The sequence below is a fragment of the Jiella marina genome (assembly GCF_024359545.1).
Taxonomy (GTDB): domain Bacteria; phylum Pseudomonadota; class Alphaproteobacteria; order Rhizobiales; family Rhizobiaceae; genus Jiella.
In genome coordinates this window covers 1-26,925 of sequence record NZ_JAKQZG010000019.1, presented here as the reverse complement: position 1 = coordinate 26,925, position 26,925 = coordinate 1, and the positions used below count along the sequence as shown (strand labels likewise).

Below are 26,925 nucleotides of genomic sequence, written 5' to 3'. Positions count from 1 at the left end.
TTTCCGGGCCGATGGCGTTCAGCGAGGTCTTCGTTCGGGGCGGTGTGCCGGCGAGTGCGTTCCGATCTCCCAGGACAAAGCCGCCTTCCGTAACGTTCGCTCGATCCCGTTCATCGAATTTCAACGGCTCGGCCCGGATACTCGCCTTTGGAGGAGGCTTTGCGTCGAAGGGACCGAAGATGACATCGACAGTGCCCGAACAGGATGGCGGCGAGCGTCGGGTCGCCCCGCGCACCCGTGTGTTGAAGCGCGCCAAGGTGATCTTCAACAATGGCTATTCCACCTATGACTGCATCGTCCGCAACATCTCCGCGACGGGCGCATTGCTGACCCTCGACGACAGCGTTCATTTGCCGAAGGAATTCCGCATCAAGATCGGCGAGGAGCAAAACACGCGCCTCGCGCGGCTCGTCTATCGTCGGACGATGTTTGCGGGGATCCGGTTCATCGACCTGACCGAAGAGCCCATGTCGGCGGCGGAGGCCGCAGCACGGCAGGGCGATTCCGCAGGCGAGGGCGCCTCGACTCCACAGGCGCTTCGCCCTGGTATACGCCGCATCCAGCCGGAGACCCTGCCGGTCGCAGTGACCGCCCGCTTCGCCTGGAACCGGCGCAGCTGAGGACATCTGCCGACCTCTGATCGATTCGCAGGAGCCGGTCCGTCGAGAACGCCTGCGCTCGGGCGCGTTCCCACGTGAACGCTTGTCCGGCCGTCCATCGCGCCCACGCCCGTCTGGGCGGCGCCGCAGAGCGAAACGGGCCGAAAAAATTCTGCGTAACCTGACCCCTCGCCCGGTTTCCAGGGTGGACAGGCGCAAACCGCCCCTTTATATAGCCGCCATTCGCGACACGCAGCGAACGGGTGATTAGCTCAGTTGGTAGAGCAGCTGACTCTTAATCAGCGGGTCGTAGGTTCGAACCCTACATCACCCACCAAATTTTCTTGATATAGCAGGCACTTGGGGGCCGCAGGTGTGACCTTGCGGTCAGCGCGATGGCTTCTCAGGTCACGTACAGGTCACAGCCAAAATAGTTTACGAGCCCCCGCTGGGCCTGATTCCAAGTTGCGGGGCCTGCTGCCGCTTCGGGTTCACTGCCACGATCTTCAAGCGGACCACGGACAGTCGTCCAATGCCCAGCGCCCTCGCGAAGGTCTTGTTCATCTGCTTCCCCTTTTGTGGGTCGAGGCGCGTGACCGGTCAGGTCACGCCTGTTGCGATCAGGCACCCCGCGCGTCGCGGTGCCCGCCGTGATTTCGCTCCGCCGAAGTGTCGCCACCCGGGGAGTGAAGGCCTACGGGTTAGCGCCCCTGCCGGTCGGCGCCCGGTGGGGTGGGGCCCACGATTCCCCTCGCAGAGGGGGCCGAACTGGTAGACCTCGGCGGCCGCGTTCACCGTGACGGCCCATCCCGCAAGATTCGAGGTCGCCATCCCGCCCTCCGCCGGCGGTTTCGCGCCCGCGCCTCGGCGCCCCGTGCTGGTCCACCAACACCAGGAGGACACCATCGACGACCCCAACTCCGACCACCTCTACGCCCTGCTTGAGATCGGCTTTGGCCCGATCCACGAATGGCCGCGACCGGACGACGGCCCGGCGGCGGAGGCCGCCATCAACCGTGCTCTCGACGTCGCCTTTCGGCCGCCCATCGACGCCGCTTCCGGGAGGAACTCCGCTTCGGCCAGCACGGCGAGGACGCAGGGGGCTTCCTGTGGCGTTGCTGGTGCCGCGCGATGCAGCAGCCGAACGTCTTCCTCGATCGCTATGGCCGTGGGTACGCGTCGCCGGGAGAGGCAGCCTGATCTCTGCCGCCGATCCCCCTCGAATCTGACGCCATCCCGCCGGCGCCCAACGCTTCTCTTGGGGCACGCGGGGGACCGGGTCCGCAACGAGGGAGAGAGACAATGACCGACCATACGCATGACATCGCCGTCCGAAGGGCAAACGGCCTCGGCTGCACCCCGGCCGTCGCCGCATACATGCTCGCATTGGAGGCGCACCTCGAGACGCTCGAGGAGAAAGTGGGCGAGCTCCGCTACGACGTCCGCAGAATCCGGCGCGCAGCTTGAGAAGCGAGGGAGAGACCATGACGTACCGTTCCGCCGCCGAAACCATCGCCGCGCTCGACTTCGAAGACAGGAAGTCCTTCCAGTCGGTCATCTACAGGATCCGGCTTGCCGAGCGTGGCGCGGCTGCCGCCATGGCGTACCTCGACACCGAGGTCGCGGCGGGCGACCGGGCCGAGGTCCTGCGGCTGTCGGCGCAGGCCGCCTGATCCACCCCACCCCGTCGACGACACCAGCCCCGGCCACCGCGCCGGTTTGTTTGCCCGCCGGCCGGCTTGACGCCAACCCTCCCGACGCCGCACAAGGCTCTCATGATCTCTCGCTCGCAGCTCATACGTCGCCGTACTGCCTGACGGTCCCTTCCGGGCCGCGCCGACGCACGCCCCGACAGATAGAGCGACCGCCATGACGAGAGACATCCCGCCCAACCCGTTCAAGACGCAATTGCGGTCCGCCGCCCGACACCTCTCGATGGCGCTGCGGCTGCTCGACCGGGAGAGCCGGGCGATGGTCGACCTCGCCCGCGACAGTTATGAGGGCTACCGGGCGCGACATGCTCTAGCGAGCGCTCTAGTCTGCGCCAGCCAAGCGCTCATCACCCCGTATTGGCCCAGGGCGTTTGCCGACGCGGAGGCGTTCAAGGTTGCATTCCGAGACCTGAACCTTTTGCGAGTCCGGGCTCGCGACGCGGAGGTCACCTCCTCGGTGATCGGCGACGCAACTCCGCATCTGCGAATGCTCCTCGAAGCGACCCATCAAGCGATGGAGGATGCGAGCCATGGCTGAGATCTTCTTCACCGCCGACACCCACTTCGGCCATCGCGGCATCATCGCGATGTGCGATCGCCCGTTCTACGATGTCGAGGACATGGACGAGGGTCTCATCCGCCGCTGGAATGACCGCGTGCGGAAATCCGACATCGTCTACCACCTCGGTGACTTCACCATGGGCGCAACGGCGGGACGCGGCCGCGAGATCTTCGACCGTCTGAACGGCCGCAAGCACCTCATCATCGGCAACCATGACCGGGAGAAGGTGCGCACGCTCCCTTGGGCGTCTCCGCCGCGTGACCGCCTGATGCTCCGGCACCCGGAGGAGAAGATGCCCGTGGTGCTCGACCACTACGCCCTTCGCACCTGGCCCAGCCTCCATCACGGTGCCATTCATCTCTACGGACATTCGCACGGCAGCCTGCCGGGCATCGGGCGTTCGGTCGACGTCGGCGTCGATGTTTGGAATTACACGCCAGTGACGCTCAACGAGATCCGCCCGACGCTGGAGCGGCAGCAGGCGGTGCTCGACGACGCGAGGGCGGCGCGGGCAGTCAGCGAAATGGACGACGAGGCTCGCGGCGATGCGCATACGAGTGAACTGCCACTATAGCAAATGTCCGACCGGTTCCTTTCGGCAGCTAATTCCCGTTGTCTCGACTTATTCGAATCCGGTGAGCCCTTCGCCGGTCATGCCGGAATGCAGTCGTTGACGTCGATTCCCGAGCCCTCCAAGTTGCCGTTCTCAAACCGGAGGCGATCCCCATGGCATTCACGAATCCTCACGCAGTCCAGGGCGGCGCTCTCGCCACCGGAGCCATCGCTGCAGTCGTAATGCATCAGACAATCTTCGGCTTGATCGACGCGATCCGCGCCGGCCGCATCGCCCGTGAAGAAGAGGCTGCCCATGGCGCGTGGGACCACGCCCTGTCGTCGGCGCGCCATGATGCCGGTCAGATGTCCACGCTCGCCAAGGCTGCGGTCACGATGGCCCTCGACGCGCAAGACGAAGCCGCCGAACTCCGCGCCGAGATCGCCCGCCTCCGCCGCGCCGTCGACCAGCGCGACGCCGTCATCCGGTCGCTCGGCTGATGCCGTATCTCCCATGGCTCCACCAGACTCTGGTTGACCTCGTAGAGTGGCCGGAGGCCCAAGAAGTGGCCATCGCTCTCCATACGAGCCACGTAAAGGCCACTGAGAACGACGTTGACGGGTCGGGCGGGGTAAACCCTACCTCGCGAAAAGACGTCGCTCTTAGGAAGTGCTCCTCCTAGGCGAACGCGAACGGCGAGGGTGCCGGCTGGTTTTCGACGCTGTGGATTGGTCGCGGGGCAGGGGCCTCGAACAAACGCTCTCATTGTTTGCGGCTTTTGCCGATGGCTCCTGACCGCTGTATTCGAGGCTTCTCCACGGCGGATCAGGCATGGGGCCACGATCTGCCGGGTGAAACTCGCTCGTCCTGGAGCGGAGTTTACGATCGCATTTGATCTGACCGGGGTGTCAACGTCGGAGCAAAACCAGGCCAGCGGGACGGAGTAAAAGCAGGCCACCTGGCCGACAGGGGCGCGACATAGGAAAGGGCCCGATCGGGCCTTTTCCTATGTCGCGCGGTCTATCCTAAGGATCAGGGGTCAGTGATCTCGCCGGTATCGGGATCCACGGTCTCGGCGGTGGCCTGGTTTTGCTCCGCCCTTGCCGCGGCAGCCCGTCGTTGCCCGGCGGACTGCTTGAGGCGGTAGCTGTCGCCATTCATCGTCAGGATATGGACATGGTGCGTCAGGCGATCGAGCAACGCGCCGGTGAGCCGCTCCGACCCCAGGACGCTCGTCCAGTCCTCGAACGGCAGGTTCGAGGTGACGATGGTGGAGCCGCGCTCGTAGCGCTGCGAGAACACCTCGAACAGAAGCTCGGCGCCCGTCGGTGAGAGCGGCACGTAGCCAAGCTCGTCGACGATGAGGAGTTGCACCGCCTGAAGATCGCGTTGCTGCTTCAGAAGACGGCGCTCGTCGCGGGCTTCCATGAGCTGGTGAACGAGGGCCGCCGCGGTGGTGAACGTGACGGTGAGCCCCTTCTGGCAGGCGGCCAGTCCAAGAGCCAGGGCCACATGGCTCTTGCCGGTGCCGGAGTTGCCGAGGGCGATGACGTTCTCCCGGCGCAGGATGAACTCGCACCGCGCCAGCTCGAGCACCAGCATCTTGTTGAGGCTCGCAATCGCGGTGAAGTCGAACGTGTCGAGGCTTTTGACCGCCGGGAACCGGGCCGCCTTGATCCGTCGCTCGATCGTGCGGCGCTCCCGATCGATCAGCTCCAATTCGATCAGGCGAAGCAGGTAGCGGGGATGGTCGACACCCTCGCGGGCGCATTCGCGGGCGACCTTGTCATACTCCCGCAGAACCGTCGGCAGCTTCAACTGCTTGAGATGGTGCGCGAGCAGGACCTGCGGCGTGCCGCTCGTGGTTCCCGTCGGCATCGTATCGGTCCCTGACTTGCCGCTCATGCTGCCTTCCCGGGGACCAGAACGGCATAGTCAGCCGCCGCCGTTGTCCTCACATCCATCTTCGGCAGATGCGGATATCGAGAGAGGTCAAGCCGCAGGGGCCGTCGTTCGATCCGCGACAGAGCGATCAGCTTGACCGCGTCGAACCCGATCGCGCCGAGCCGGATCGCCTCGGTGACCGCGGCCGCCACGATCCCCATCGGCATCGCCTCCATCAGCCGCAGCACCTGGATGAACTCCCGCTTGCCGCGATTGCCCATACGGGCCTCCAGAAGATGGCGCAGATGCTGGAACGTCTCGGGCAGATCCCAGCCCTGCAACGGCGCCGCCTGGTCGAGGGCGTTCGGCTTCATCTCGAGCAGCATCAGATAATGCAGCGGGTCGAAGACAAAGGTGCCGGTGGCATAGGAGCGGCGGTGTCGGGCGATCTCTTCGCCGGCACACAGGATCACCACCTCGTCGACAAAGCCCTTCACCAGAACATCCCGGAAGCCGAACGATGTCGGCACCGAGTAGTCGTTGCAGCGGTAGCGGACCAGGGCGGTGGACGAGACCCGGGCCGCTCGCTTCTCGCACGGCTCGAGCGGTGTCGCCGGCAAGTCCTTGAAGGCCTCCAGATCGGCGACGAGCCGCTCGCCGATCGTCTCGCTATGGCGTCCGGCGACTTCGCCCTGCCGCTGCCGGCAGCGCTCCGCCAGCATGGCGTTGAGATCGTCGAAGCTCGCCGCCTGCGGGATCGGCGTCATGAAGTTCGACCGGGCATACTTCACCAGCCCCTCGACTTTCCCTTTGTCATTCCCCTTTCCAGGGCGGCCGAAACGATCGGCAAAAAGGTAGTGGCTCTGGAGTTCCGTGAAGGCCCGGGTGCGCTCACGGCGGCCGTCGCCGCAGATCCTGGCCACCGCGATCGTGGTGTTGTCGTACAAGATCGACAGCGGCACCTTGCCGAAGAAGTCGAACGCCGACACGTGACCGTCCAGGAAGGCTTCCGTCGTCTCCCGCGGATAGGCCTTCACGAACGGCGCGTCCGACTGCGGCACGTCCATGCAGAAGAAGTGGATCTTCTGCCGGACCCCGCCGATCACGCCGATCGCCTCGCCGAAGTCCACCTGGGCATGACCTGGTGAATGCGCCAGCGGAACGAAGGTCTCGCGCAGGCGCCCCCGGGCAATCCGGACATAGTCCTTCACCACCGTCAGGCCGCCGCCATAGCCGTGTTCGTCGCGCAGACGCTCGAAAATCCGCTTGGCCGTGTGCTGCTGCTTGACCGGCGCCGTGCCGTCCGCTTCCAGGATCCAATCGATCACCGGCAGCAACGCTCCCAGCTTCGGCCTGGCAACCGGCTTCACCCGCGTGTAGCCCGGCGGTAACGAGAACCGGCACATCTTCGAGACCGTCTCGCGGCTCAGCCCAAACACCCGGGCCGCTTCTCGCTGGCTGTTGCGCTCGATAAGCACGAAATGCCGAACGGCGGCGTAAACTTCCACAGCGAACATTCCCGGCCGTTCCCCAAAAGGAAATCAGCCTAACCACTGGCCGGATTTTACTCCGGCCGCCGCAGCATCAGCGCCGCCGCTCCGTGGCCTACTTTCTCACCGCCCTACACACCGGGGCTTCGTTCAAATCGAATATAGTGAATAGATTATATAAAAATCGCTTCGAAATGCGATGTCGATTTTGGCTGTAGAGTAAAATGTCATTCGGCGTGCAATTTTGGGTCTGACGCACTTTCGATGACGATCAGGCGGCGCCGAGCAAGCGGGCCTCAAGAAGATCAAGCTTGGCGCGCCCGTACATTTGCCGCTTCACGAGCTTGAGCTTGTTCACCTGGCCTTCCGTCTGGCCGTTCGACCACGGTTCGGTAATCGCACCCTGCACTGCGGATGCATCCTTACTGATGCCGCGAGCGAAGGACGCCAACAAACTTCCCTCGGCATCGTGAATCCAGGACGAAAGATCCCCGACTTCTCGACTGCGGATCATGGCATGAAACCGGTCGATCAACTCTCTCGCCTTGGCCAGGTTGGGCACTCCGGCTTCGATCGCGGCGACCGTGACCGTCTCGGTCTTCGTCAAATGATCTCGCTTCAGCGTCATCAGACGGGCAATGGCTCTCGCGGACGGGGTCCTTCGAAGCTCAGATCCTGAGATTTGCTCTGATCGTCTGCGTCGCGTGGCCCACTCACCAACAACCCGCAGCGAACCCCTGAACCCTTGGCTGCGAAGACGACGCCAGAGTTCGGCGCCGTTCCGGCAGCCTGCTTCCCACTGGGCGTCGAGATAAGGAAGGTGCGGGTCGAGCGATCCCTGTCGCGTGCGGAATAGATCGGTGCGCTCGCCGCGGACAATCTGGCGAACCAGTTTCCGGCTCCGACCTGTTTGCCGAACGATCTCCTTGATCGTGATGCCGCTCGCCGCGAGGCTTGCGACCACCCCGTTCATCTCCTCGCGCCGCAGATAGCCTTCGTACTGGATCCGCTCCGCCGAAGTCAGGAGCTTCGGGTCGATCGTCGTCGCTCCGAGAGCGGCCCGGATTGGCTTCATCGAGTTCCTCACCGTGGCGAGGAAGGCCGCGCTGGCATTCTCCATCAAGTGCCACCGGTCCGCGACCTGCACCACTTCTGGCAATGCGAGCGCCGCTGCCTCACCATAGCCGCCACCACGGTCGCGTGAGACAATGCGGATCTCTGGATGATCGGCCAGCCATGCCGCGACCGTGGCGATCTCCCGGTCCGGCAGAATCTTGACGATCTGTCGCCGCTCGAGGTCACAGATAATCGAGCCATAACAGTGGTTCCGGCGGAACGCGAAGTCGTCGATGCCAACGGCCCTCAGGGGATCGTCTCGCTGTTGCGCCCGGCGCCGGACAACACGGAGCAGCGTGTCATTGCTGACTGGCATCATTAAACGCTCGGCGAAGCTGGCTGCCGGACGACCGCCGAGCGCAAGACCGAGATAGTGGACTATGCACTCCATCCGGCCCGTGCGGCGCGCTCGTTCGGGGACCGTGTCACCGAAGCGTTCGGCAAAGATCTTGCGCCGGCAGGTGCCAACGTCGCACCGGAAACGGCGGGTGACCAGACGCAGCCGAACCACTCGCCCCGCTGCCGGCAAGTCCGTCACGCCTCGAATGTATCGGCTATGCACGCGGCTTGCGCGCGATGAGCAAGAGGGGCACACCGCCTGCCTGTTCCGGGCGGATGCGGTTACGATGAGGGCCCCTTCACAGGCTTCAAACTGCTCGACCGAGAGCCCGGCCGGAATGAGCGATGACAGCGAAATAGCGTTCGACATGGCGATCTCCTTCATGAATCGCCAGTCCGCTCCTCAACTGCATCAGATATGAGTCAGACCCAATTTTGGACGCCGATCGGGGGTCAATTTTGAAGGCCGTTTGACAGGTGATCTGCCTCGTCACCCCAGCCAGCTTTATGAAGCATTCCTGGAAGGACTAGTGCTGTTCGCAATCCTGGCCGTGCTCGCGCACAGACCGTCGCTTCGCAGGCGGCCCGGAATAATCACGGGTGTCTTCCTGCTCGGGTACGGGCTGAGCCGGATCACCGTGGAGCTGTTCCGCATGCCCGATCCTCAGCTCGGATTTCTCTATGGTGGGCTAACAATGGGTCAGATCCTGTCGTTGCCGATGGTGCTTCTCGGAATACTCCTTGTCCTGTGGGGCCAGTACCGATCATCCCGTGAGCCGCGAACGAACGCAGTGGGGTAACGGGCGAATGAGACCACATCGGTATCAAACCGTGCGCGCTGATGCCGGCCATCCGATCATCCTAGCCTCCGGGCCGGGACTCCGCCGAGTTGAGGAGACGCTGCAGATGAGCTTCTATCGTGAAAGCGTATGCCCGTGCCTAACCCATCTAGCGATGAGAGCTGGCAGCCTGAGACCCTACCGCGAGGCTGTAACCCGCCAGGCGAGCGGGCGCGTTCTGGAGATCGGAGTCGGCTCAGGAGCAAATCTCGGTTTCTACAGAAACTCGCTGGAATGCGTCATAGGTATCGACCCAAGCGCAGGTATGCTTCGGCGGGCAGCGGCCATGGACACGCACATTCCCGTGATGCTGCTGCAATCGGCGGGAGAGGCTCTACCCTTAGAATCGGGCAGCTTTGATTGCGTCGTCTCGACCTGGACGTTGTGTTCAGTATCGGATCCCCGCCTTGTCTTGAAGGAGATTAGCCGTGTTCTGAAACCCGGCGGCCACTTCCTCTATGTCGAGCATGGCCGTTCGCCCGACGATAATGTTTCGCGGTGGCAGGACCGACTTAATCCCGCGTGGAATCGCTTCGCTGGCGGATGCCACATCAACCGCCCCATTTCGAAGATAGTCGCCGCAAGCAATCTCCGCAGAATATCCGACAGTAACGCTTACGCTTCGGGGCCGCGCCTGTTCGCGTACTTTTACCAAGGAGACGTTGTTCGCTGAGGCGCGTTCGCATCCAAGCACGGACCCCATGTAACACGGCTTGTTAGGTGGCGGTCTATGACCGACTATCTGCACGTTTTTGCTCTCCCTCGGATGCCCGCATTCGGCAACTTCACTGGTGGCGTGGTGGCCGAGCTGTTCCCGTGGTCCCGCGAGGATGCTGAACCACGCGCTCCATGCTGCCGCCGGGATCGTGATGTGCGTGGTCGCCGTCGAGCTGCAGGAGGCGCTCGGCGGTTCGCCGCCTCCCTGGGCCATCATCGTCGGCCTATGACTCGGCGGGTCCTTCTACGTCGTCCTGGGATGGATTGTCGATCGGTTCCAAGGCGGCGGCGAGGAAGTTGCGGGAGCCTGAATGATCTATGTCGCCGACGCGATTGACCTGTTCAGCGATGGCTCGATGATCGGTGTCGGCTCCGTCGTTTCACTCGGTCTGACGTGCATCCTCGCGCTCGGCCAGATCATGGCTGATGTGCCCGAAGACTTTGTCACCATCGCCAATCTCAAAGAAAAGGCGCGTCCCGCTGCCGCCGCATCCTCCTGTCCGCCTCCTACGTCATTCCCTGCCTCCTGGGCGCCAGCATCGACTACTGGCTGCTGCGGGCAGGCGAAACGTTGAAGCTTGCCGCCCTCGCCTTCAGCGCGGGTATCCTTCTCCTGGCCGCCGTCGAGGAGATGTTGGAGGAGGCGCAGGAGGCGTCCGAGGACACGCGCTATTCGGCCGCTTTCTCATCGACGGCTGTGCCCTGTTCACGCTGATCGCGTCGTATTTTGAAGGCTAGCCCAACGAGAGCGCCTCGCTGGTCTGGCATTCGGCAGTCATACCACAGCCGCCCTGACTGATCGCCGCGCCCGCAAAATACGTCACTAACGCCGCCGACCACTCTAAGGCGCGGCATCACCGGGCGCCGTAGTTCCCGCAAGCGTCGACGCCGCAGGCCGTCTCGCCTAGCAACTCATCGGCGAGGACCAGCAGCTCGTTGAGACGCGGATCGCTTAGGCGGTAATGAACGAAGCGCCCGCGCTGCTCGCCGGCGACGAGACCGCATTCACTGAGGCACCGCAGATGGTTGGACGCGTTCGATTGCGACAGGCCGGTGATCGCGACGATCTCGCCCACGGACAAGGACCCCGCGCGCAAGGCGTCCAGGATCGACAGGCGCGAGGCGTCTGCCAACCCCCGGAACAATTTCGTCCGTAGGGCAACGGTCGGAAGATCGACCCGCTCGATCAGTTCGGCATCGCTCGACATATCAGTCACGAATGATATATAGCCATTTTCGATCAGGGAAGATGGCCGTGAGCGTAGCAGCTTCAACGAATGATGCCGAGACGGCGCGTTACCGCGTCACCGGCATGGATTGCCCCACCTGCGCGGCGAAGATCGAGAAGGCGGTGCGTTCGGTCGGGGTCGAGGATGTGAAGGTCTCGACGGCCACGCAGATCATGACGCTGCACGTGAATGATCCCAATGCCCGTCTTCCGGAGGTTGAGCGCGCCGTGACAGGAATCGGCTATAGGCTCGATCGCCTGGACGCGCCGAGTCTCCACGCCGAAGGCGACATTGACGACCTACCGAAGGACCTTTCCCACATCACGCCGGCCTACAAGCGGGCGCTCTGGATCGTCGTGGTGCTCAATGTCGGCTACGGCGTCATTGAGATGTTCGGCGGCTTCCTATCAGGATCGCAGGCGCTCAAGGCCGATGCGCTCGACTTCCTGGGCGATGGCCTGATCACCTTCCTCGGCATCCTCGCTATCGGGTGGAGCCTTGTTTGGCGCGCCCGGTCGGCCCTGATACAGGGGCTGTTTCTTGGCGCGCTTGGTCTCGGGGTTCTCGCCAATACCGCCTATCGCGTGCTGGTGCAGCAACAGCCCGAAGCCGAGCTGATGGGTCTGTTCGCGGTGATTGCGCTCGTCGTCAATGTGGTCGCGGTACTTCCGCTGCTGCCTCACCGGACCGGCGACGCCAATGTCCGCGCGGTTTGGCTGTTCTCGCGTAACGATGCGATTGGCAACGCCGCCGTCGTCGTTGCGGCGGGGCTGGTGGCCTGGACCGCCTCTCCCTGGCCTGACCTTGTTGTCGCCGTCGTGATCGCCGGGCTGTTCCTGCAATCCTCCTGGTCGATCATCCGGGATGCACGCGCGGACCTGCGGGAAGCCGCCGCGGCCAGCGGCGCCAAAGCCTGACGGAGGTGCTGCTGTAGTGGACTTCTCCGGCATCGGCATAGCCACGGCCTTTGCCGCGGGCGTCGTTTCCTTTCTATCGCCTTGCGTGCTGCCGCTCGTGCCGGGCTACGTCTCCTATGTCGCCGGGCGCACGATTAGCCCGGATGGGCTTGCAAGCAGTGGGGGAAGTCTCAAGGAGACAGGTCGTACACTTGGCCTGAGCCTTTGTTTCGTGCTCGGCTTCACCACCGTCTTCGTCCTGCTCGGAGCCAGCGCGACGGCCCTGAGCGGGCTTTTGCGCACGCACCTCTATGAAGCCAACCTGATCGGTGGCGTGATCGTCATCGTCTTCGGCCTGTTCACGACCGGCCTAGTGCCCATGCCCTGGCTCGAGCGCGATGTGAGATTTCATTCAGGCCCACATCACGGCGGCCCTTGGGCGAGCTATCTCCTCGGTTTGGCCTTCGCTTTCGGCTGGACACCCTGCATCGGGCCGGTCCTCGGCGCCATCCTGGGACTTTCGGCCGTAAACGCCACCGCCGGAAGTGGAACAGCGCTCCTGGCCGTCTATTCGCTCGGTCTCGGCCTTCCCTTCATCCTCGCCGCCCTGTTCATGCGCGGCTTCATGGCGCGGATGACGGCCATGCGCAGAACAGGCCGGGTTCTGAAGATCGTCGCTGGCGGGATCATGGTGGTCATGGGCATCGCGATGATCACTGGCCATCTCACAAACTTTGCGATCTGGCTCCTCCAGACGTTTCCGGCGCTTGGACGTATCGGATGAGCGCAATCGCGATGTTACCGAGCGCGCAAGGCGGCCTGGAAGTGGAGGCGAAATGAGCGTTTGGATCTGGGTAGTGGTTCTGCTTGTAGCCGTCTATGCCGCGCATTGGGGGTCGGAGCACCTCGCCGACCCCTTCAAGAAGGTGCGCCGGCAATGGGGTATCTCGGCCGCAGCAGGTGGCTCGCTGATCGGCATCGCGACCGCCAGCCCGGAGGTCGGAATCAACATTACGAGCGCGGTCCGGGACGCATCCGGCATCGGTCTCGGCGCTGTCCTCGGATCGACCGTGATCGGCATTCCGACCCTCGTCACGATCGGCTATCTGGCGACCCGCAAGCGCGATCTCCCCAATGATCCCGGTCACGACCGGCACCTGCAAGAGCACCTTCTGCGGGTCGATCCGGCTGCTGTGGGCGTGCAGGCGCTGCCTTACCTCGGAATCCTCGTCCTGCTCGCCGTGCTGACTTTGCCCGCGGCCTGGCGCGGCCTTCAGCCGATCGACGGTTGGCTGCTGTTCGCCGCCTATATCGCTTACCTCGCCCAAGCGTTCCTGCGCGGACGCGGAGAAGGTGAGCAGGTCGACTGGTCAAAGCGCGAGATCTGGCTCGCCGTTGCCGGCGTGTTGGTGCTCGCGCTGGGCGCCTATTTTACCGTCATCGCCACCCAGAACATCGTCAAGGCGCTCGGCATCTCGGCGATCGTTGGCGGTCTTTTCATCACTGCACCTGTGGCGGCCCTGCCAGAAGCCTTTGCGGCCTGGACCGTCGCCCGGTCCGGCCAGATCACGCCGGCGCTCACCAACATCATTGGCGACCACGCCATGGCCGTGACCGTGGGGTTCCTGCCTCTGGCGCTGGTCGGGACCTCCATCGAGAACTTTCATCTGTTTTGGGTCAGCTTCGTCTTCGTCGCGCTTATGCCTGTGCTCTATGCCGCCTTCATCCGCTGGGGCGGCTCCGAGCCCGGATTCCGGCGCTGGCAGGTCTTCGCTCTGGTCGGCACCTATGTGGTTTACGTGCTGATCGTCCTCTTCTGGGTTCTCAAGGTCTTCTGATGGTGCAGACGCAAACAGCCCCGCATACGTCCGCCTCCATGCTGCGGCTGGGGTTGCCCATTGCCGCCGCCTGGTTCCTGATCGATCAGGTCAGCAAATGGTGGATCATCAATAGCGTGATGCAGCCGCCTCGGGTGATCCCGGTGACCGAGTTCTTCAACCTGGTCCTCTGGCACAATACCGGCGTGAGCTTCGGGCTTTTCGGCGACACATCACCTTGGATGCTGATGACTTTCACGCTGGCGATGGTCATCGGTCTCATCATTTGGCTGATGCGCGCCGCAAACCGCCTGACCGCCATTGCGCTGGGGCTCATCATCGGCGGCGCTCTCGCCAACATCCTTGATCGCCTGCGGCATGGCGCAGTCACCGACTTTCTGGATTTTTACGTCGCTGCCTATCACTGGCCGGCTTTCAACCTCGCCGATGTGGGGATCGTGAGCGGCGTCAGCCTTCTGCTGCTCGAAAGTGTATGGCCGAGGGGCGAGGGGAGGGTGCGCAAGGCTGACCCGAACTCCATCCGATGAAGGCGCTCTGATGCCGCAACTTCCCCGTGATACCCGACCAGACGCAACGCTCTCGCTTCTCGCTGACCCCTACAGGTTCATCTCGAAGCAGTGTCGGGCGTATGGATCGGACCTGTTCGAGACCCGGCTTATGCTGCAGAAGGCGACCTGCATGACAGGGCCGGAGGCAGCCAGGCTCTTCTACGACCAAAGTCGATTCATGCGACATGGCGCCATGATCGGGCGCATCCAGAAGACGCTGCTCGGAAAGCACGGCGTGCAGGGGCTGGACGACGAGGCCCACCGACTGCGCAAGCAGATGTTCATGTCGCTGATGACGCCCGAGCGTATCGAAGTGCTGATGGCGATCACTGCGGAGGAGTGGCAGGCACGCGCTCGCCTATGGGCGCTGAGAAACGAGATTGTCCTTTACGACGAGCTTCACGAACTCCTGACAAGAGCGGCCTGCGCCTGGGCCGGGGTGCCGCTCCCCGAGTCTCAGGTTCGACAGCGAACACACGAGATCACGGCGCTGTTCGACGCCGCAGGATCAGTCGGCCCCGCGCACTGGCGGGCGCGGTGGGCGCGCAAGCGGGCCGATCGCTGGATCGAGAATATCGTCGGGCGGATCCGTTCCGGGCAAATCCGCCCGCCGGAAGGATCGGCTGCTTCGATCATTGCGGAGCATCGGGGCTCGAACGGCGAACTGCTGAGCCCGCACGTTGCCGCTGTGGAACTCCTTAACGTGATCAGGCCGATCGTCGCCGTTGGCGTCTACATCACCTTCGTCGCCCATGCCCTCCACCAGTTTCCTGAATGCCGGCGCAAGCTCGAAGCTGGCGACGACACGAGCTTTACGGAAATGTTCGTCCAGGAGGTTCGGCGCTTCTACCCCTTCTTCCCCGCTGTCGCTGCGCTGGTGCGCCGCGATTTCGAGTGGGGGGGATACCGTTTCCCCCGTGGACGACGCGTAATCCTGGATCTTTACGGAACGAACCGCGACGCCAGGACGTGGGACGAGCCTGAGGCGTTTCAACCAGAGCGATTTCGCAAATGGGACGGAAACCCCTTCAACTTTATTCCCCAAGGCGGCGGGGATCACGATTTGGATCACCGCTGCCCAGGCGAGTGGATCACGATAGGGCTCATGAGTCAGGCGACGAAGGTTCTGTCTAGGCACATCGAATACGACGTGCCGGAGCAGGATCTTCGGATCGACTATTCCAGGCTGCCGGCCCTGCCCCGAAGCCGGTTCATCATCTGCCGAGTAAAGGAGAATGCGAACGATCCTATCTAGCGCCGAGCTGGACACCCGCAAGAATCTGGCCTGGGAGCAGCGGTCGTTTTTCGGGCTCTCGGAGCATCTGGAACGCCTGAGCAAGAACGGCGATCCGCTTGAGACGCTCGAGACGACCGTGGATTTCGAGCATCTCCGCGGCTGGTTGGTCGAGGGGCTAGGCTACGGCGATGGCTCCAAAGGCGGGCGGCCGCCGTTCGACCCCGTAGCGATGTTCAAGGCGTTGATCCTGCAGGCGCAACACAACCTCTCCGACGCGCGCATGGAATTCATGATCCGTGACCGGCTTTCCTGGATGCGATTCCTTGGGTTCGACCTGGGCGCTCCGACACCGGACGAGAACACCATCCGGCACTTTCGCAACAGGCTGACCGAGACGGGAACTTTGAAGCGGCTGATGAAGGCCTTCGACTGGCAACTGCAGAAGAAGGGCTACGTCCCGATGGCTGGCCAGGTCGTCGACGCCTCGCTGGTTCCGGCGCCGAAGCAACGCAACACCGAGGGCGAGAAGGCGGCGATCAAGGCCGGAGAGTCCGCCGGCGAAATCTGGACCAACGAGCCGGCCAAGGCGGCTCAGAAGGATGTCGACGCCCGCTGGACGCTGAAGATCGGCGGCAAGGTTCGCTATCGCCCGGACGGTACGCCGCTGCCGATGATCGCGACGCCGGTCTTTGGCTACAAGTCCCACATCAGCATCGACCAGCGCTTCGGCTTCATCCGCGAGAGCGCGGTTACCTCTGCGGCGGCCCCGGACGGACGGCAACTTCGGCATCTCGTGAGCCGACAGAACACCGGTTCGCAAGTCTGGGCCGACAGCGCCTATCGTTCGGGGGAGAACGAGAAGTGGCTAGAGAGCGTCCGCATAAACGGGTTCAGCGAGGTGGCGTAATCTGATTCAATCTCCTGGAAGGGAGATTGCCATGCGTTGCCATGAACTGTCGGATCAGGAATGGGCTGTCATCGAGCCGCTGCTGCCGCAAAACAGCCGCGGCGTCGCCCGGGTCGACGACCGGCGGGTGATCAACGGCATCCTCTGGCGGTTCCGCACCGGCTCATCCTGGCGCGACGTCCCGGAGCGTTACGGTCCTCGGACCACGCTCTACAACCGCTTCACGCGCTGGCGGACCGCCGGTGTGTGGGATCGCCTCCTGGCAGCGGTATCGAAGGCTTATGACGGCGACATCGTCATGATCGACAGCTCCTGCGTTCGCGTCCACCAGCATGGTGCCGGCGCGAAAAAGGGGGATCTGCCGATCCTTGCATGGGACATTCCCGTGGCGGCCTGACCACCAAGATCCATGCTCTCGTCGACGCCGAAGGGCGCCCTGTGCGCCTCGAGCTGACGGCCGGACAGGCCGGCGACGCGCCGATGGCGACCAAGCTGCTCGACGCCGTCGCGCCCGGAGCGACCGTCATCGCCGACAAAGCTTATGACGCGGACGGCATCCGCTCCTTCGTCGCCAGCCGCAATGCCTGAGCGAACATCCCGCCGCGCTCTATCCGCAAGGGCACCTTCGCCTTCAGTCGATGGGTCTACCGCCAGCGCAACCTCGTCGAGCGCTTCTTCAATCGCATCAAGCAGATGCGGGGCCTTGCCACGCGCTACGACCGGCGCGCCGACAACTTCGCCGCCGCTCTCAAGCTGGCTGCCGTCCGCATCTGGATCAATGCCCAATGAGTCCGCTCCCTAGGCGAACGCGAACGGCGAGGGTGCCGGCTGGCTTTCGACGCTGAGGATTGGTCGCGCGGCAGGGGCCTCGGACAAACGCTCTCACTGTTTGCGGCTTTTGCCGATGGTTCCTGACCGCTGTATTCGAGGCTTCTCCACGGCGGATCAGGCATGGGTGCCGCGATCTGCCAGGTGAAACTCGCTCGTCCTGGAGCGGAGTTTACGATCGCATTTGATCTGACCGGGGTTTCGTTCAAATCGAATGTAGTGAATAGATTATATAAAAATCGCTTCGAAATGCGGTGTCGATTTTGGCTGTAGAGTAAAATCGGTATGCCACTCTTCTCATCATCAGGGAGGAGGCGGGAATGTTAAAAAAATACAAACTAGTTATTAAAACAATACTTGCAATACTGGTTGCTGCTATCTTCGTGAACACCGCGTTGGCACAGCCATCGCAAATGCCGATGCTGGAGCGCACATCGCAGCCCGTCGGCCACTACGAATTCTGCCAACGATATCAAAGCGAGTGCCAGCCGAATCTGCCGGCTGTCGTTCCGACCCTGACCGAGGATCTCTGGTCGCAGTTGATCGAGGTGAACGGCTCCGTTAACACGGTCATCATCCCGCGAACCGACGAAGAGATTTTCGGTGTAGCCGAGCGCTGGGCCTACCCCACTAAGCAAGGTGATTGCGAAGACTTCGCGCTTCTGAAGCAGTATATGCTCCAGCGTGCAGGTGTTCCTCGTTCAGCCCTCCTTATCACCGTTCTTCGTCAGCGCAACGGTGCCGGCCATGCGGTACTGACAGTGCGAACCAGCGAAGGCGACTTCGTGCTCGACAACCTGGACGAGCGGATCCTTCCTTGGAACGAGACGGATTACCTTTATCTAAAGCGGCAGTCGGAGCTGGACTCCGGAAAATGGATCGGCATAGCGGACGACCGCGACATCCTCGTCGGTAGTGTGCGGTGATCAGCTACTGGATAGGATGACTATCGAGACGGGTTTTCGCGGGGTTTCTGGCGATATCGTTGCAGGCATCACCGATGAATCTTGAAGTGGACTCCGTTTCGCATTTCGCCGGACAGGCGGCGGTTGGGTTTAGGCACTGAGCGAGATGAACTCTCGCGGCGATCGGAACTTCTATTCTGAGTGCGCGTGGACCTCGCAAGAATCCTCGACCCAGTCGGGGAGCAAGGCGAGAATAGTGGCGGCGTCGGACAGAACGGTGATGCTGGCATAGTCGCGCTTCACCGTCTTAACGAAGGCCTCCGACATGCCGTTCGACTCCGGGCTGCGGACGGGCGTGAAGAGCAGAGTCAGGCCGACAGCTCGGGCGGTGTCGGCGGTGTCGTTGGCAAGGTAGGCGCTGCAGTAGTTGTCCGGCAGCCATCCGGCCTGCGCCACGGCGGACCATGCAATGACCTCGCGGTCGCAGACATCCAGGACGAAGAAGATGCGCACGACCTCGCGGTTCCTGGCATGGATCTCCAGATGGTCTGAGCAGTGAGTCAGCGGGGCCACCGGTTCGAGCCCGCTGGTGAACGCACGTTCGAGCGCAGCGCAATGACGACGCAGTCATACGTTCGACCAGGCCGCCGGGCGGTATGGCGCTCCAGCGTCAGGCCATGATGCTGCATGATCCTCAGCACCCGCTTTGCATTGACCGCCGGGCGGCATTCCGCCCGCAGGCGACGGTTCAACAGCGCCGTCACACGCCGGTAGCCATAGGTCGGCCGGGCGTCGACGATGGCCCGGATGGGCGCCAGGAACTCGGCATCCTCGGCCTTGCGATACGGGCCCCGCGGCTTCACGGTCCTACCGCGTCGCTCGTTGATCTGGGAACGAGCGACGTCAAGCGTCCGCGCCACGACGCTCACCGTGAACCGCCCACGGGATCGCTCCAGGACAGCAAGGACGATGTCCGTTTTTTTGGGCGAGCGACGTCGAGCGCCTCTTTGAGGATCTCGTTCTCCATCGTCTTGCGGCCGAGCAGCCGCTCAAGGTCGCGGACCCGCTTTTCAAGATCGCGGACCCTCGACGTGCCGACGACGTCTTCGTCGGCCTGGACGGCCGCATGTCCGCCCTCCAGCATCCGACGCTTCCAAGCAAAGAGCTGCGACGGCGAGACGCCTGCCTGCCGCGCTACGAAGGACACGCTCATCCCAGGCTGCATCGCCTCCTCGACGAGGCGGACCTTCTCGGCCGTCAACCATCGACGCCGGCGCTGCACAGAAGTGATCACTTCAACCCGAGAATACGGGCCATCAGGAGCTTTCGACATAGTCGTACTCATAGGCGGATGCCTATGCCTTATCGGCTATACTACCTGGCTGGTCAAAAACGGGGTGCGCTCCAGTCCCATTCTTTTTCAGCCATTTATCCCTTGCGCCTCCAGTGGGTAGAGGAGCTAGGGGGTGGCCGAATGCCGAACAAGGAGTCCATCGATGACGTCCATCCTCCCGAAACAGTTGGCCAGTGACAAATCCGGCTGTCTCTCCGAAAACCCGGCAGGCGCGATAGCTGGAATTTCAGCCGCCGCTGGCCAAAGCCTCTGATGTCAGCGACAGTAAAGATGGCAGGTTCTGCCGTGCCTGAGGTTCCGAGCAGCTCTTGCAGTCCTACGCGCTACGTATTTGTCGATGTGTGGCGCGGATTGGCGATCATCGGTGTCGTAATCTATCACTTTGGCTGGGACCTGAGCTTTTTCGGGTATGTTTCGCCCTCACTGATGTTCAGTATTCCGGTCACTATATTTGCTCGCAGCCTCGCCGGCTCGTTCATGTTTCTCGTTGGGGTCGGGCTCGTGCTGGCCCATTTCCGCTATACCCACTGGCAAAAATTCCTCACGCGCCTTGCCAAGATTGTCGTGGCGGCTGCCGCGATATCAGTGGTCACGTATGGTGCTTTTCCTACCAGTTTCATTTACTTCGGAATTTTGCACTCCATCGCGTTGGGATCTCTCCTGGGACTCCTCTTTTTGAGGTTTCCAATTGGCTTGGTCTTCTTCGCCTCATTCGCAACGCTGGCGGCGCCGCTCTTTCTCGAAACCCCGACCTTCAACACACGGTTCCTGGCCTGGATCGGATTTGCTGCTGCGCCACCATTTTCGAATGATTTTGTGCCTGTGTTCCCGTGGTTTGGGGTGACACTTGCGGGCATAGGCTGCACCCGGCTCCTTGTGGCCAGGCCATCAAAGCGGGACCGGAAGCCCCATAGCCCCAGGGCACATCTTGGCGGGGTACTGACGTGGGTGGGGCAACGAACGCTGCCCATCTACCTGTTCCATCAGCCACTGCTTTTCGCCGGATTTGTTGTCCTCACCCGCCTCTTAGCGGAGTAGCCGAATCGCCCCCCCCCATAGACCCGGTTATCGAACCAGGAAGATCGGCAATTGATCTAGCTTATCCGCCAAACCGACCGAGCCGTGCTATCTTTGTAGTCTTCTCGAAAAGCCGCCAAGCTGAGCAGGGGCCTTTTGTCCTCGTCCTCGTCGGATGCTCCGCGATTGCGAGTACAATGGCAGCATCCCAGCCGACGAACGAAGCCGTCAATGCCCAGACTTTCGTGCCTTCCGCAGGGCCACCCGGCCGCACCGAAGTCCCGGAGCCGATGGGATCGTTGGACATCGACAAACTGATGGCCGAAGGCCACTGCCGGACATCGTGATCGATGATCCGAATGCGCCGGTAACGATTGTCGAATACGCCTCGATGAAGTGCGGCCACTGCGCAAACTTCCACGAGAACAGCTATCCGGCCATCAAGGCCGACTACATAGTCACCGGCAAGGTCAAGCTGATCATTCGCGGGTTCCCTTCGACCCGCGCGCGCTCGCGGCAGTAATGCCGGCGCTCTGCACGCAAAGTAATTCCCAGCGCACCGCATGATCGATGTCCTCTTCTAGCAGCAGACCAACGGGAAAGAGTGGAAAACTTTTCGGCGGCTTTTCTCAACATTATCAAGCTGGCCGGTTTCACTCAGGAAACGTTCTCCGCCTGCCTAAACGACAAGGAATTGCAGCAGAAGATCGTCGCCGCGTAGAGGCGCGGACAAAAGATGGTTTGCGTGGACGCGACGCCAACGTTCTTCGTGAACGGCGACAAATACGCTGGCTCGCTGCCGGCTAATCAGATGTCGGCGATGATTGAATCCATGTTGTAGGATCTATCATCGGAAGGAGCTTTTTCGACACGCGCCGAAAACCCGGCGCTGGCGATCACCGCACTACCACCTCGGCTCCTACGCTCACGCGATCATACAGGTCGATTACATGCTCGTTGAGCATCCGAATGCAGCCGTTTGATACAGCCTTACCGATCGAAGATGGCTCAGTCGTCCCGTGGATACGGTAGAGAGTATCTTGGCCGTTTCGATGAAGGTAAAGCGCCCGGGCACCCAAAGGGTTGCCGGGGCCGCCCTTTAGCCCTCCCGCGTATTTTGCATATTTCCCTGGTTCGCGCTTGATCATGTTTGGTGTCGGCGTCCAACGGGGCCATTCAGCCTTCCGGCCAACTACTGCCTGGCCGGAAAAGCTCAGTCCAGCTCGGCCTACGCCGATGCCGTAGCGCCGCGCGAAACCGTCTTCTTCCACCAGGTAAAGGAACCTCGCCTTCGGATCGACGACAATGGTTCCGGGTGTGAAACCAGAGAAGGCGACACGCTGCGGCAGAAACTTCGTATCAAGCTCGAACGCTTGATGCGCGGCCGTTGGACCGGACAGGGCAGAGAATAGCAGGACACCAATCATGAACTGACGTCGGTTGGTCATCTCTTATCTCCGAAGTCTGACGCTGAAGGAGATGGTCGCACATGGCCATTGATATTTGGTTGCTCGAGCGGGTTAGAGCATCGCTGCCGGATCGGGATTTGCCAAATACCAAAGAGCGCAGGTCAGAATTCATGCGCCGACTCCCGCAGTTCGATGAGGACGATTTTCAAGGGCTGATCGACAAACTTGCCGCGGCAGAGGTCGACGATACCGTCGGCGGCGGCGGCGGCGGCGGCAATGCGGTTGGAGGGCCAAGTGTCCCAACGAACTGCCAAACATTCTCGATCGGTTCAGCTCGGGCGATCCGGACATCAGGAATTGGCGGGTGATCGGACCTATTGGCCCGCCTGGTAGGGATCAACGAGAGCTGCATCGGGTCGACTGATCTGGACGGCGGTACTCGATGTTTCCCTGGCGAGCTCCTCCGCGCCGAGACGTGCCAGCAAGCTGCGGAATTTGGGGTGCATCCCGCCATCGACATAAGCCATCGCCATCTCGGCGCGGCCTTCTACAAGAAGCTTCTGCACAACCCGCTCGTCGTCGTGTCGCTTTGCCGACACTCGGGGATCGACCCTGGTATTCATGGCAGGACAGGCAGCGGTCGGTTCGAGTGCCGCAGCGCCGTCAACGCGGCGGGCATCAAACACGTAGCGCCCTCCGCAGGCCGCGACCGTCGGCTCCCTGCGGGTGACTTCGAAGACGTCGTATCCGAGCTTAAGGTTGCGCCAGAACTCGATGTTCGGGTCGCCCTGATGCTTCGCCATCTGCTCAGCCGTCATACGGAATGGGAAAGACTGGACCTGAAAATCGCTTTGTCCGATCCGGAAGGCACTTTGCGCCTCGGCGTACACCTCGGCCACGCCATTGTCTGTCATGGCAAAGCAACCCGCGGAGGAACAGGCGCCGTGGACCATGAGGGAGTCTCCGGTGTAACCGAGCGCTCGTTCCAGTTGGTTCGGATAGCCGAGATTAAAGGAGCGGTGATATTTCGAGTTCGGGTTCATCAGGCTTGCCGTAACCTGATAAAACCCCTCGGGCGCCTGCCTGTCGCCGTCAGCCGTCTTCGGCCCTAGCCGCCCTGACCAGCGGCACATTGGATGGGTCTTGTGAAGCGCGTAGCGGCCGTCTGCCCCCTGCCTCCAAACCTCCAGCTCGCTTTCCTCCTTGAATATGCGCATGAGAATCGAACCTTCCGGGCGGGTTCTCTCGGCCACTGCGAGAGTCGCCGGCGCCAGGTCCGTGTAGGCATCCTCCGTGATCGAGACACACCCGCCGATGGACAACAGGGTGATCGCGGTAAACATTGCCCGCGCCACATACGGCAGGGAAGGCATTAGATCGTAGGAGTTCAGGGTCGCGCCTCTCTCAACGGCTGGATTTGGAACCACGCGTCGGCGGCCGGGATCGTGCACCAGTTTCCGCATCTCAGGAGGCATCTTCGCAGTCAGGCGCCGACGCAAGCTCGAGCTTGGATAGTGAGCCCGAGAACGCGTAGTCGCCGTTGTCGATTATGATGTCGTCCGAGATGCCGTTCTCGTACAGGGTGTAGCTTGTCTGGAACAGTGGCAGGCCGTCCAGCTTGCTGTCACTATTGTAATAGGACTCCGCCACCCGCCATCTGCGCAGATCGAGCATCGCAGCGACAGGCGAGGAGGCAGCCTCAGGATTCGCCGGTCCGGGCGGCGTTGCCTCCGCTTCGACGGGGGTGATGATCGCCGTCGTCGTCAGGAGTTTCCCTGCCTCGTTGTCGCCGTCATAGAGACGGGCCTCGACGAGGCTTTCCCCAGCAATCGCCATGTCGATGAGATCCATCGTGTGCGCTGTGGGAAAGACCGACAATGGCAGGTCGAACGTTTCGGCACTTGGCTCGGCAATTTCAACACGCGTACGAGTATCCGTATTTGTCGCGCTGCCGCGGATGACCCATCCCTCGACGTTGTCGACGAAGGTCCGCGTGGTGAAGTGGTAGGCCCTTGCGGCGAAATTCTCGACCGAAACCGTCTGCTGGTCGGTGACGACGGTGGCATCCTCGCGCTCAAAGCGGGCGACGAAGCGGTAGTCCAGCTCGATCTGCTCACAGGCTTCGCGCTCGAGTTTAAGGGCGATGCGTCCGCTGCCACCGACGAGATCGGAGGACTTGCGGAGCATAGACATATCGTAGACAGCCAGATGGGGCACAATGTCTGCTGCCTTGGCAGGGAACGCAAACAAGCTGGTCGCGATCATCGTCAAGATCAGGGCCGAACGAGATCGATCACGAGCCATGATGATGGTCCTCCGGGGGTGATCCCGCGGCAAGCACATTCGCCACAATGGTCCGTTCGCTGCCGTCGAAGAAGGAAACTGTAACGGGCACCATTGCGCCAGGCGACAAGGCCGGCTCCTGCGGGGCAGCCAGGAGATGCAGGCCTGTCTCCTTCATGAGAAGTTCGGAGCGTGCGGGAACGGCAAGACCACCGGACAGGCCCGCTCGTGGCTTGTCCTCTGAATGCGGACCGCGGGAGACGGCGATGCGGGCAACGGCCGGGCTTGTCACCCCGCTGATCGTCACGCTGCTACCGGTGCCGTTCCAGACGACCAGATAGAGGTCGATCGGCTCGGCAGGATCGGGAGACAGGACGAACTCGGCGTGCTCAACCGTCAAGAGTTCGCCTGGTCTGGAAGGGTGCACCGTCCTGGCAGACGCCGATCCGGGTACGAACGTCAGGATTAGCGCAAGGGTACTGACCGCCACGAAGCGTCGATCCATTTGGGCATTCATCCTTGACTAGGTTCGCGACTGATTTCAGCGACAGTTCCGGCGGATTTGAGGCGATCGCCTCGCCGACGACGGCGGTGGGTGTTTGGCGGACCACCGATATTCGATGATCACGACAGCCGTGGCTCAGCGACCGCGATGCTCGTCCGCTTACGCAATTGTATGGCAGGACTTATCGGCACATCGTTTGGATGGCCGGACCGTCCGAAGATCGGAGATCGGGTCCAAACTCCGGCCCGGTCCTAAACGGCGAACGCTCGAACTTGTGAGGGAGTCCGCCAGACTCGATGGCGCTCGGTCACCCGCTGTTAGGCAGACATAGCGGTCGCTGGATCCGGAATTACTCGGATAGGGGTTCCGTCCGGGACCCGTCCGTACAGGTCGATGACATCCTGATTCAGGAGGCGAATGCAACCAGAGGAAACCGCTTTTCCGATCGACCAAGCCTGATTTGTACCATGCAAGCGGTAGAGCGTATCGCGCCCATCCTGAAAGATGTAGAGCGCCCTGGCCCCGAGTGGGTTGTCGAGGGACGGTGGCATTCCACCGTTCGCCGCACTGTATGGCGCGAGTTCGGGTTCACGCTTGATCATCTCGGCCGGAGGCGTCCATGTCGGCCATTTGCGCTTATAGGCGATCGTCGCCCGCCCTGACCAGGAGAAGCCGCCGCGACCGACGCCGATCCCGTAGCGCATCGCCGTTCCTTCTTCCATCACGAGGTAGAGGTACTTGGCGGGCGTATCGACAACGAGCGTTCCGACCCGCTCGGTGGTGGGGTAGTCGACGACTTGCCGCCAGAGCCGTCGATCGAGATTGCTAACGTCGACCGCCGGGATCGGAAAGCGCTCATTGGGCATCGCCCGGTACATCGCGGGGAGTACGGGCTTGGGCTCTGGAGGCTTGATCGGAACGACACGTGTCGGCTCCTGCGTGGAGACGCAGCCCGTGAGCGCAACGCTCGCCATTACCGCAATGAATGCGCGACGGTCCATGCCGGTCGCTCCATCCCGGCTTGCCGAATCGCACGATGGATGGGTGATTGCCGGGGGGCGGCGCGTCTTGGCGTCGATCATGTCTTCTCCTTGAAATAGGCGTGGCCCGAGAGGCCGTCGAGTTCTCATCGGGTTCTTGGATCGGTTCGCTCATGCGCGCAAACGCGGTACGGCGAGCGCGTGAACCGGCCTTAAAAGCACGGATGCGAGAGCGGCGCGGGAGCGATGAATTCGAGCTGCCGCGCTACAAAAGCTTTCGGCTCAGTGCTGTTGTCTAGTAACTACGAGATGGGTGGACGCTCGATCCGGCCGGGGGAGCCTCCGGAGCCCAACTCGATCGACCGCGGAAGGGGGAGCACGGCTCTGCGAGGGCTCTCCACAAACGGCCCCACGACCTGCATTGCAGGAAGTTTGCAGTGGAGGGCGTGGGCCGAACTCGCCTCCTGCGTCGTCGCTGGCGCCGGGCCGTCCATAGTGCCCGCTCCATAGAGCGGATCCAATGAAAGCCGCTCCGCCATGTGGCAGGGACTTTCGACCGCCTCGACCACGGCCGCGGCGTGACTCATCGACCCAAGTAGCAGGGCGGCAAGCAGCGCGAGGCGGAGGAAAATTCCCATGGATGGGTCATAGCAGCGGCTTTGTTGCTCGCAACTTAAAGAGCGAGCAACTTTGTTTGATGTGACACGCATGGCGACATGGTGGTGGCTTCCGCATTGACCAGCCCGCCCCCCTGGGGCGGGAAAGGGTACGAATGTTATGCTTTCAGGAGCTATGCCATGAGGGAGTTCACGTTCTCCGACCTGAACCGCAGCTCGGGCGACATCCTCGACCGCGCGCTGAGCGAGCCGGTGGGCCTGAGGAAGCGCGGGAAGCGGAAGATCGTCATGGTCCCGTCGGAGGCCTGGGACAGACTCAGCCGGCTCGACGAGGGCCACCAGGCGCACTGGGTCGACCAAGCGCCGGAGGAGGACCTCGAGAACCTCATGGCTGGCTTCCAGGAACTCATCGACGCCGGGGAGCACGCCGAGTGAACGTCGGCGGGGTCTACCGCTTCAACTACCTCTGGGACCATGAGGCGGAGCGCGGCGAGGAGAGCGGCCGCAAGATCCGCCGCATCGTCTTCATGATGTAGATCGGCGGGTGGCGGTACCTGTTCC

Annotated in this window: 29 protein-coding genes, 1 tRNA gene and 3 pseudogenes; 23 read left to right on the top strand and 10 right to left on the bottom strand. The window is 62.4% G+C overall.

What is annotated here, in order from left to right; all coding sequences use genetic code 11:
- Positions 1 to 179 precede the first annotated feature (179 nt).
- The 7 genes from MF134_RS22545 to MF134_RS22515 all read left to right on the top strand — a co-directional run bounded on the left by MF134_RS22545 (position 180) and on the right by MF134_RS22515 (position 3,926).
- Positions 180 to 620: a PilZ domain-containing protein gene (locus tag MF134_RS22545; protein ID WP_255341641.1), complete on the top strand. Its 441-nt coding sequence runs from the start codon at positions 180 to 182 to the stop codon at positions 618 to 620.
- 240 nt (positions 621 to 860) lie between these two features.
- Positions 861 to 936 (top strand) — tRNA-Lys (locus tag MF134_RS22540).
- Positions 937 to 1,901: 965 nt separating this feature from the next.
- On the top strand, positions 1,902 to 2,066 hold the full coding sequence (locus tag MF134_RS22535; protein ID WP_154653360.1) for a hypothetical protein: 165 nt from the start codon (positions 1,902 to 1,904) through the stop codon (positions 2,064 to 2,066).
- A gap of 17 nt (positions 2,067 to 2,083) precedes the next feature.
- Positions 2,084 to 2,272: a hypothetical protein gene (locus MF134_RS22530; protein WP_024348516.1), complete on the top strand. Its 189-nt coding sequence runs from the start codon at positions 2,084 to 2,086 to the stop codon at positions 2,270 to 2,272.
- Positions 2,273 to 2,468: 196 nt separating this feature from the next.
- Positions 2,469 to 2,849, top strand: a complete 381-nt coding sequence (locus MF134_RS22525) for a hypothetical protein (protein WP_024348515.1) — start codon at positions 2,469 to 2,471, stop codon at positions 2,847 to 2,849.
- On the top strand, positions 2,842 to 3,447 hold the full coding sequence (locus MF134_RS22520) for a metallophosphoesterase (protein ID WP_024348514.1): 606 nt from the start codon (positions 2,842 to 2,844) through the stop codon (positions 3,445 to 3,447). Before MF134_RS22525 ends, MF134_RS22520 begins: the two co-directional genes overlap by 8 nt.
- Positions 3,448 to 3,599: 152 nt before the next feature.
- Positions 3,600 to 3,926 carry a hypothetical protein gene (locus MF134_RS22515; RefSeq protein ID WP_156421800.1) on the top strand — a complete coding sequence of 109 codons (327 nt, stop codon included), beginning with the start codon at positions 3,600 to 3,602 and terminating at the stop codon, positions 3,924 to 3,926.
- 532 nt (positions 3,927 to 4,458) lie between these two features.
- Here the strand turns inward: MF134_RS22515 and istB are convergent.
- The 3 genes from istB to MF134_RS22500 all read right to left on the bottom strand — a co-directional run bounded on the left by istB (position 4,459) and on the right by MF134_RS22500 (position 8,625).
- Positions 4,459 to 5,331, bottom strand: a complete 873-nt coding sequence (gene istB / locus MF134_RS22510) for an IS21-like element helper ATPase IstB (protein WP_009209116.1) — start codon at positions 5,329 to 5,331, stop codon at positions 4,459 to 4,461.
- A complete protein-coding gene (gene istA / locus MF134_RS22505) occupies positions 5,328 to 6,827 on the bottom strand; it encodes an IS21 family transposase (protein ID WP_009209117.1) in 1,500 nt (499 codons plus the stop codon). The genes istB and istA overlap by 4 nt, the downstream gene beginning before the upstream one ends.
- Positions 6,828 to 7,071: 244 nt before the next feature.
- Entirely contained in the window at positions 7,072 to 8,625 is a 1,554-nt protein-coding gene (locus tag MF134_RS22500; RefSeq protein ID WP_009209118.1) for an ISL3 family transposase, read from the bottom strand.
- A gap of 106 nt (positions 8,626 to 8,731) precedes the next feature.
- On the opposite strand from MF134_RS22500, the pseudogene MF134_RS22495 reads away from it, so the two are divergent.
- From MF134_RS22495 to MF134_RS22480, 4 genes and pseudogenes are all read left to right on the top strand, one after another.
- Positions 8,732 to 9,055, top strand: a pseudogene (locus MF134_RS22495) (prolipoprotein diacylglyceryl transferase family protein); the annotation flags it as partial.
- A 106-nt stretch (positions 9,056 to 9,161) separates the two neighbouring features.
- Positions 9,162 to 9,767, top strand: a complete 606-nt coding sequence (locus tag MF134_RS22490; protein WP_009209120.1) for a class I SAM-dependent methyltransferase — start codon at positions 9,162 to 9,164, stop codon at positions 9,765 to 9,767.
- A 355-nt stretch (positions 9,768 to 10,122) separates the two neighbouring features.
- Positions 10,123 to 10,386 carry a ZIP family metal transporter gene (locus MF134_RS22485; RefSeq protein WP_024352448.1) on the top strand — a complete coding sequence of 88 codons (264 nt, stop codon included), beginning with the start codon at positions 10,123 to 10,125 and terminating at the stop codon, positions 10,384 to 10,386.
- The gene (locus MF134_RS22480; protein ID WP_255341640.1) at positions 10,383 to 10,526 is read left to right on the top strand and encodes a hypothetical protein; all 144 of its coding nucleotides are present in this window, start codon (positions 10,383 to 10,385) and stop codon (positions 10,524 to 10,526) included. Before MF134_RS22485 ends, MF134_RS22480 begins: the two co-directional genes overlap by 4 nt.
- Positions 10,527 to 10,665: 139 nt before the next feature.
- On the opposite strand, the gene MF134_RS22475 is transcribed toward MF134_RS22480, so the two are convergent.
- Entirely contained in the window at positions 10,666 to 11,019 is a 354-nt protein-coding gene (locus MF134_RS22475) for an ArsR/SmtB family transcription factor (RefSeq protein ID WP_024352447.1), read from the bottom strand.
- Between the two features lie 143 nt (positions 11,020 to 11,162).
- On the opposite strand from MF134_RS22475, the gene MF134_RS22470 reads away from it, so the two are divergent.
- The 8 genes and pseudogenes from MF134_RS22470 to MF134_RS22435 all read left to right on the top strand — a co-directional run bounded on the left by MF134_RS22470 (position 11,163) and on the right by MF134_RS22435 (position 18,220).
- On the top strand, positions 11,163 to 11,957 hold the full coding sequence (locus MF134_RS22470) for a cation diffusion facilitator family transporter (RefSeq protein WP_369695448.1): 795 nt from the start codon (positions 11,163 to 11,165) through the stop codon (positions 11,955 to 11,957).
- 16 nt (positions 11,958 to 11,973) lie between these two features.
- Positions 11,974 to 12,720: a cytochrome c biogenesis CcdA family protein gene (locus tag MF134_RS22465; protein WP_009209123.1), complete on the top strand. Its 747-nt coding sequence runs from the start codon at positions 11,974 to 11,976 to the stop codon at positions 12,718 to 12,720.
- Between the two features lie 52 nt (positions 12,721 to 12,772).
- Positions 12,773 to 13,774 (top strand): sodium:calcium antiporter, encoded by a 1,002-nt coding sequence (locus tag MF134_RS22460; protein WP_024352445.1) that lies wholly within the window; start codon positions 12,773 to 12,775, stop codon positions 13,772 to 13,774.
- Entirely contained in the window at positions 13,774 to 14,301 is a 528-nt protein-coding gene (gene lspA / locus MF134_RS22455) for a signal peptidase II (RefSeq protein WP_009209125.1), read from the top strand. Before MF134_RS22460 ends, lspA begins: the two co-directional genes overlap by 1 nt.
- 214 nt (positions 14,302 to 14,515) lie before the next feature.
- Positions 14,516 to 15,577, top strand: a complete 1,062-nt coding sequence (locus MF134_RS22450; RefSeq protein ID WP_255341639.1) for a cytochrome P450 — start codon at positions 14,516 to 14,518, stop codon at positions 15,575 to 15,577.
- Positions 15,558 to 16,466, top strand: coding sequence for an IS5/IS1182 family transposase (locus tag MF134_RS22445; RefSeq protein WP_024352443.1), 909 nt, complete (start codon positions 15,558 to 15,560; stop codon positions 16,464 to 16,466). The genes MF134_RS22450 and MF134_RS22445 overlap by 20 nt, the downstream gene beginning before the upstream one ends.
- A 25-nt stretch (positions 16,467 to 16,491) precedes the next feature.
- Positions 16,492 to 17,255, top strand: a pseudogene (locus MF134_RS22440) (IS5 family transposase).
- 359 nt (positions 17,256 to 17,614) lie between these two features.
- Complete coding sequence (locus tag MF134_RS22435) at positions 17,615 to 18,220, top strand: transglutaminase-like cysteine peptidase (RefSeq protein WP_009209130.1); 606 nt, start codon at positions 17,615 to 17,617, stop codon at positions 18,218 to 18,220.
- Positions 18,221 to 18,394: 174 nt separating this feature from the next.
- Here the strand turns inward: MF134_RS22435 and MF134_RS22430 are convergent.
- A pseudogene (locus tag MF134_RS22430) lies at positions 18,395 to 19,544 on the bottom strand (IS3 family transposase); the annotation flags it as partial.
- Positions 19,545 to 19,823: 279 nt separating this feature from the next.
- Here MF134_RS22430 and MF134_RS22425 point away from each other — a divergent pair.
- A complete protein-coding gene (locus tag MF134_RS22425; RefSeq protein WP_081451349.1) occupies positions 19,824 to 20,591 on the top strand; it encodes a heparan-alpha-glucosaminide N-acetyltransferase in 768 nt (255 codons plus the stop codon).
- 322 nt (positions 20,592 to 20,913) lie between these two features.
- Positions 20,914 to 21,093 (top strand): thioredoxin domain-containing protein, encoded by a 180-nt coding sequence (locus tag MF134_RS24130; protein WP_024352476.1) that lies wholly within the window; start codon positions 20,914 to 20,916, stop codon positions 21,091 to 21,093.
- Between the two features lie 373 nt (positions 21,094 to 21,466).
- Here MF134_RS24130 and MF134_RS22415 read toward each other — a convergent pair whose 3' ends face one another.
- Positions 21,467 to 22,018 carry a L,D-transpeptidase gene (locus tag MF134_RS22415; protein WP_009209136.1) on the bottom strand — a complete coding sequence of 184 codons (552 nt, stop codon included), beginning with the start codon at positions 22,016 to 22,018 and terminating at the stop codon, positions 21,467 to 21,469.
- Between the two features lie 41 nt (positions 22,019 to 22,059).
- Between MF134_RS22415 and MF134_RS22410 the strand changes: the two genes are divergently transcribed.
- A complete protein-coding gene (locus MF134_RS22410; protein ID WP_148233764.1) occupies positions 22,060 to 22,347 on the top strand; it encodes a hypothetical protein in 288 nt (95 codons plus the stop codon).
- A gap of 6 nt (positions 22,348 to 22,353) precedes the next feature.
- Here the strand turns inward: MF134_RS22410 and MF134_RS22405 are convergent, their stop codons facing one another.
- The 4 genes from MF134_RS22405 to MF134_RS22390 all read right to left on the bottom strand — a co-directional run bounded on the left by MF134_RS22405 (position 22,354) and on the right by MF134_RS22390 (position 25,768).
- Positions 22,354 to 23,322: a L,D-transpeptidase family protein gene (locus tag MF134_RS22405; RefSeq protein WP_024352256.1), complete on the bottom strand. Its 969-nt coding sequence runs from the start codon at positions 23,320 to 23,322 to the stop codon at positions 22,354 to 22,356.
- Between the two features lie 121 nt (positions 23,323 to 23,443).
- Positions 23,444 to 24,283, bottom strand: coding sequence for an EipB family protein (locus tag MF134_RS22400; protein ID WP_060576946.1), 840 nt, complete (start codon positions 24,281 to 24,283; stop codon positions 23,444 to 23,446).
- Positions 24,273 to 24,662, bottom strand: a complete 390-nt coding sequence (locus MF134_RS22395; RefSeq protein ID WP_040325504.1) for a copper chaperone PCu(A)C — start codon at positions 24,660 to 24,662, stop codon at positions 24,273 to 24,275. Before MF134_RS22395 ends, MF134_RS22400 begins: the two co-directional genes overlap by 11 nt.
- A 422-nt stretch (positions 24,663 to 25,084) precedes the next feature.
- Positions 25,085 to 25,768 carry a L,D-transpeptidase gene (locus tag MF134_RS22390; RefSeq protein WP_035695290.1) on the bottom strand — a complete coding sequence of 228 codons (684 nt, stop codon included), beginning with the start codon at positions 25,766 to 25,768 and terminating at the stop codon, positions 25,085 to 25,087.
- A 776-nt stretch (positions 25,769 to 26,544) separates the two neighbouring features.
- Between MF134_RS22390 and MF134_RS22385 the strand changes: the two genes are divergently transcribed.
- A complete protein-coding gene (locus tag MF134_RS22385) occupies positions 26,545 to 26,799 on the top strand; it encodes a type II toxin-antitoxin system Phd/YefM family antitoxin (protein ID WP_024352261.1) in 255 nt (84 codons plus the stop codon).
- Positions 26,800 to 26,925 lie beyond the last annotated feature (126 nt).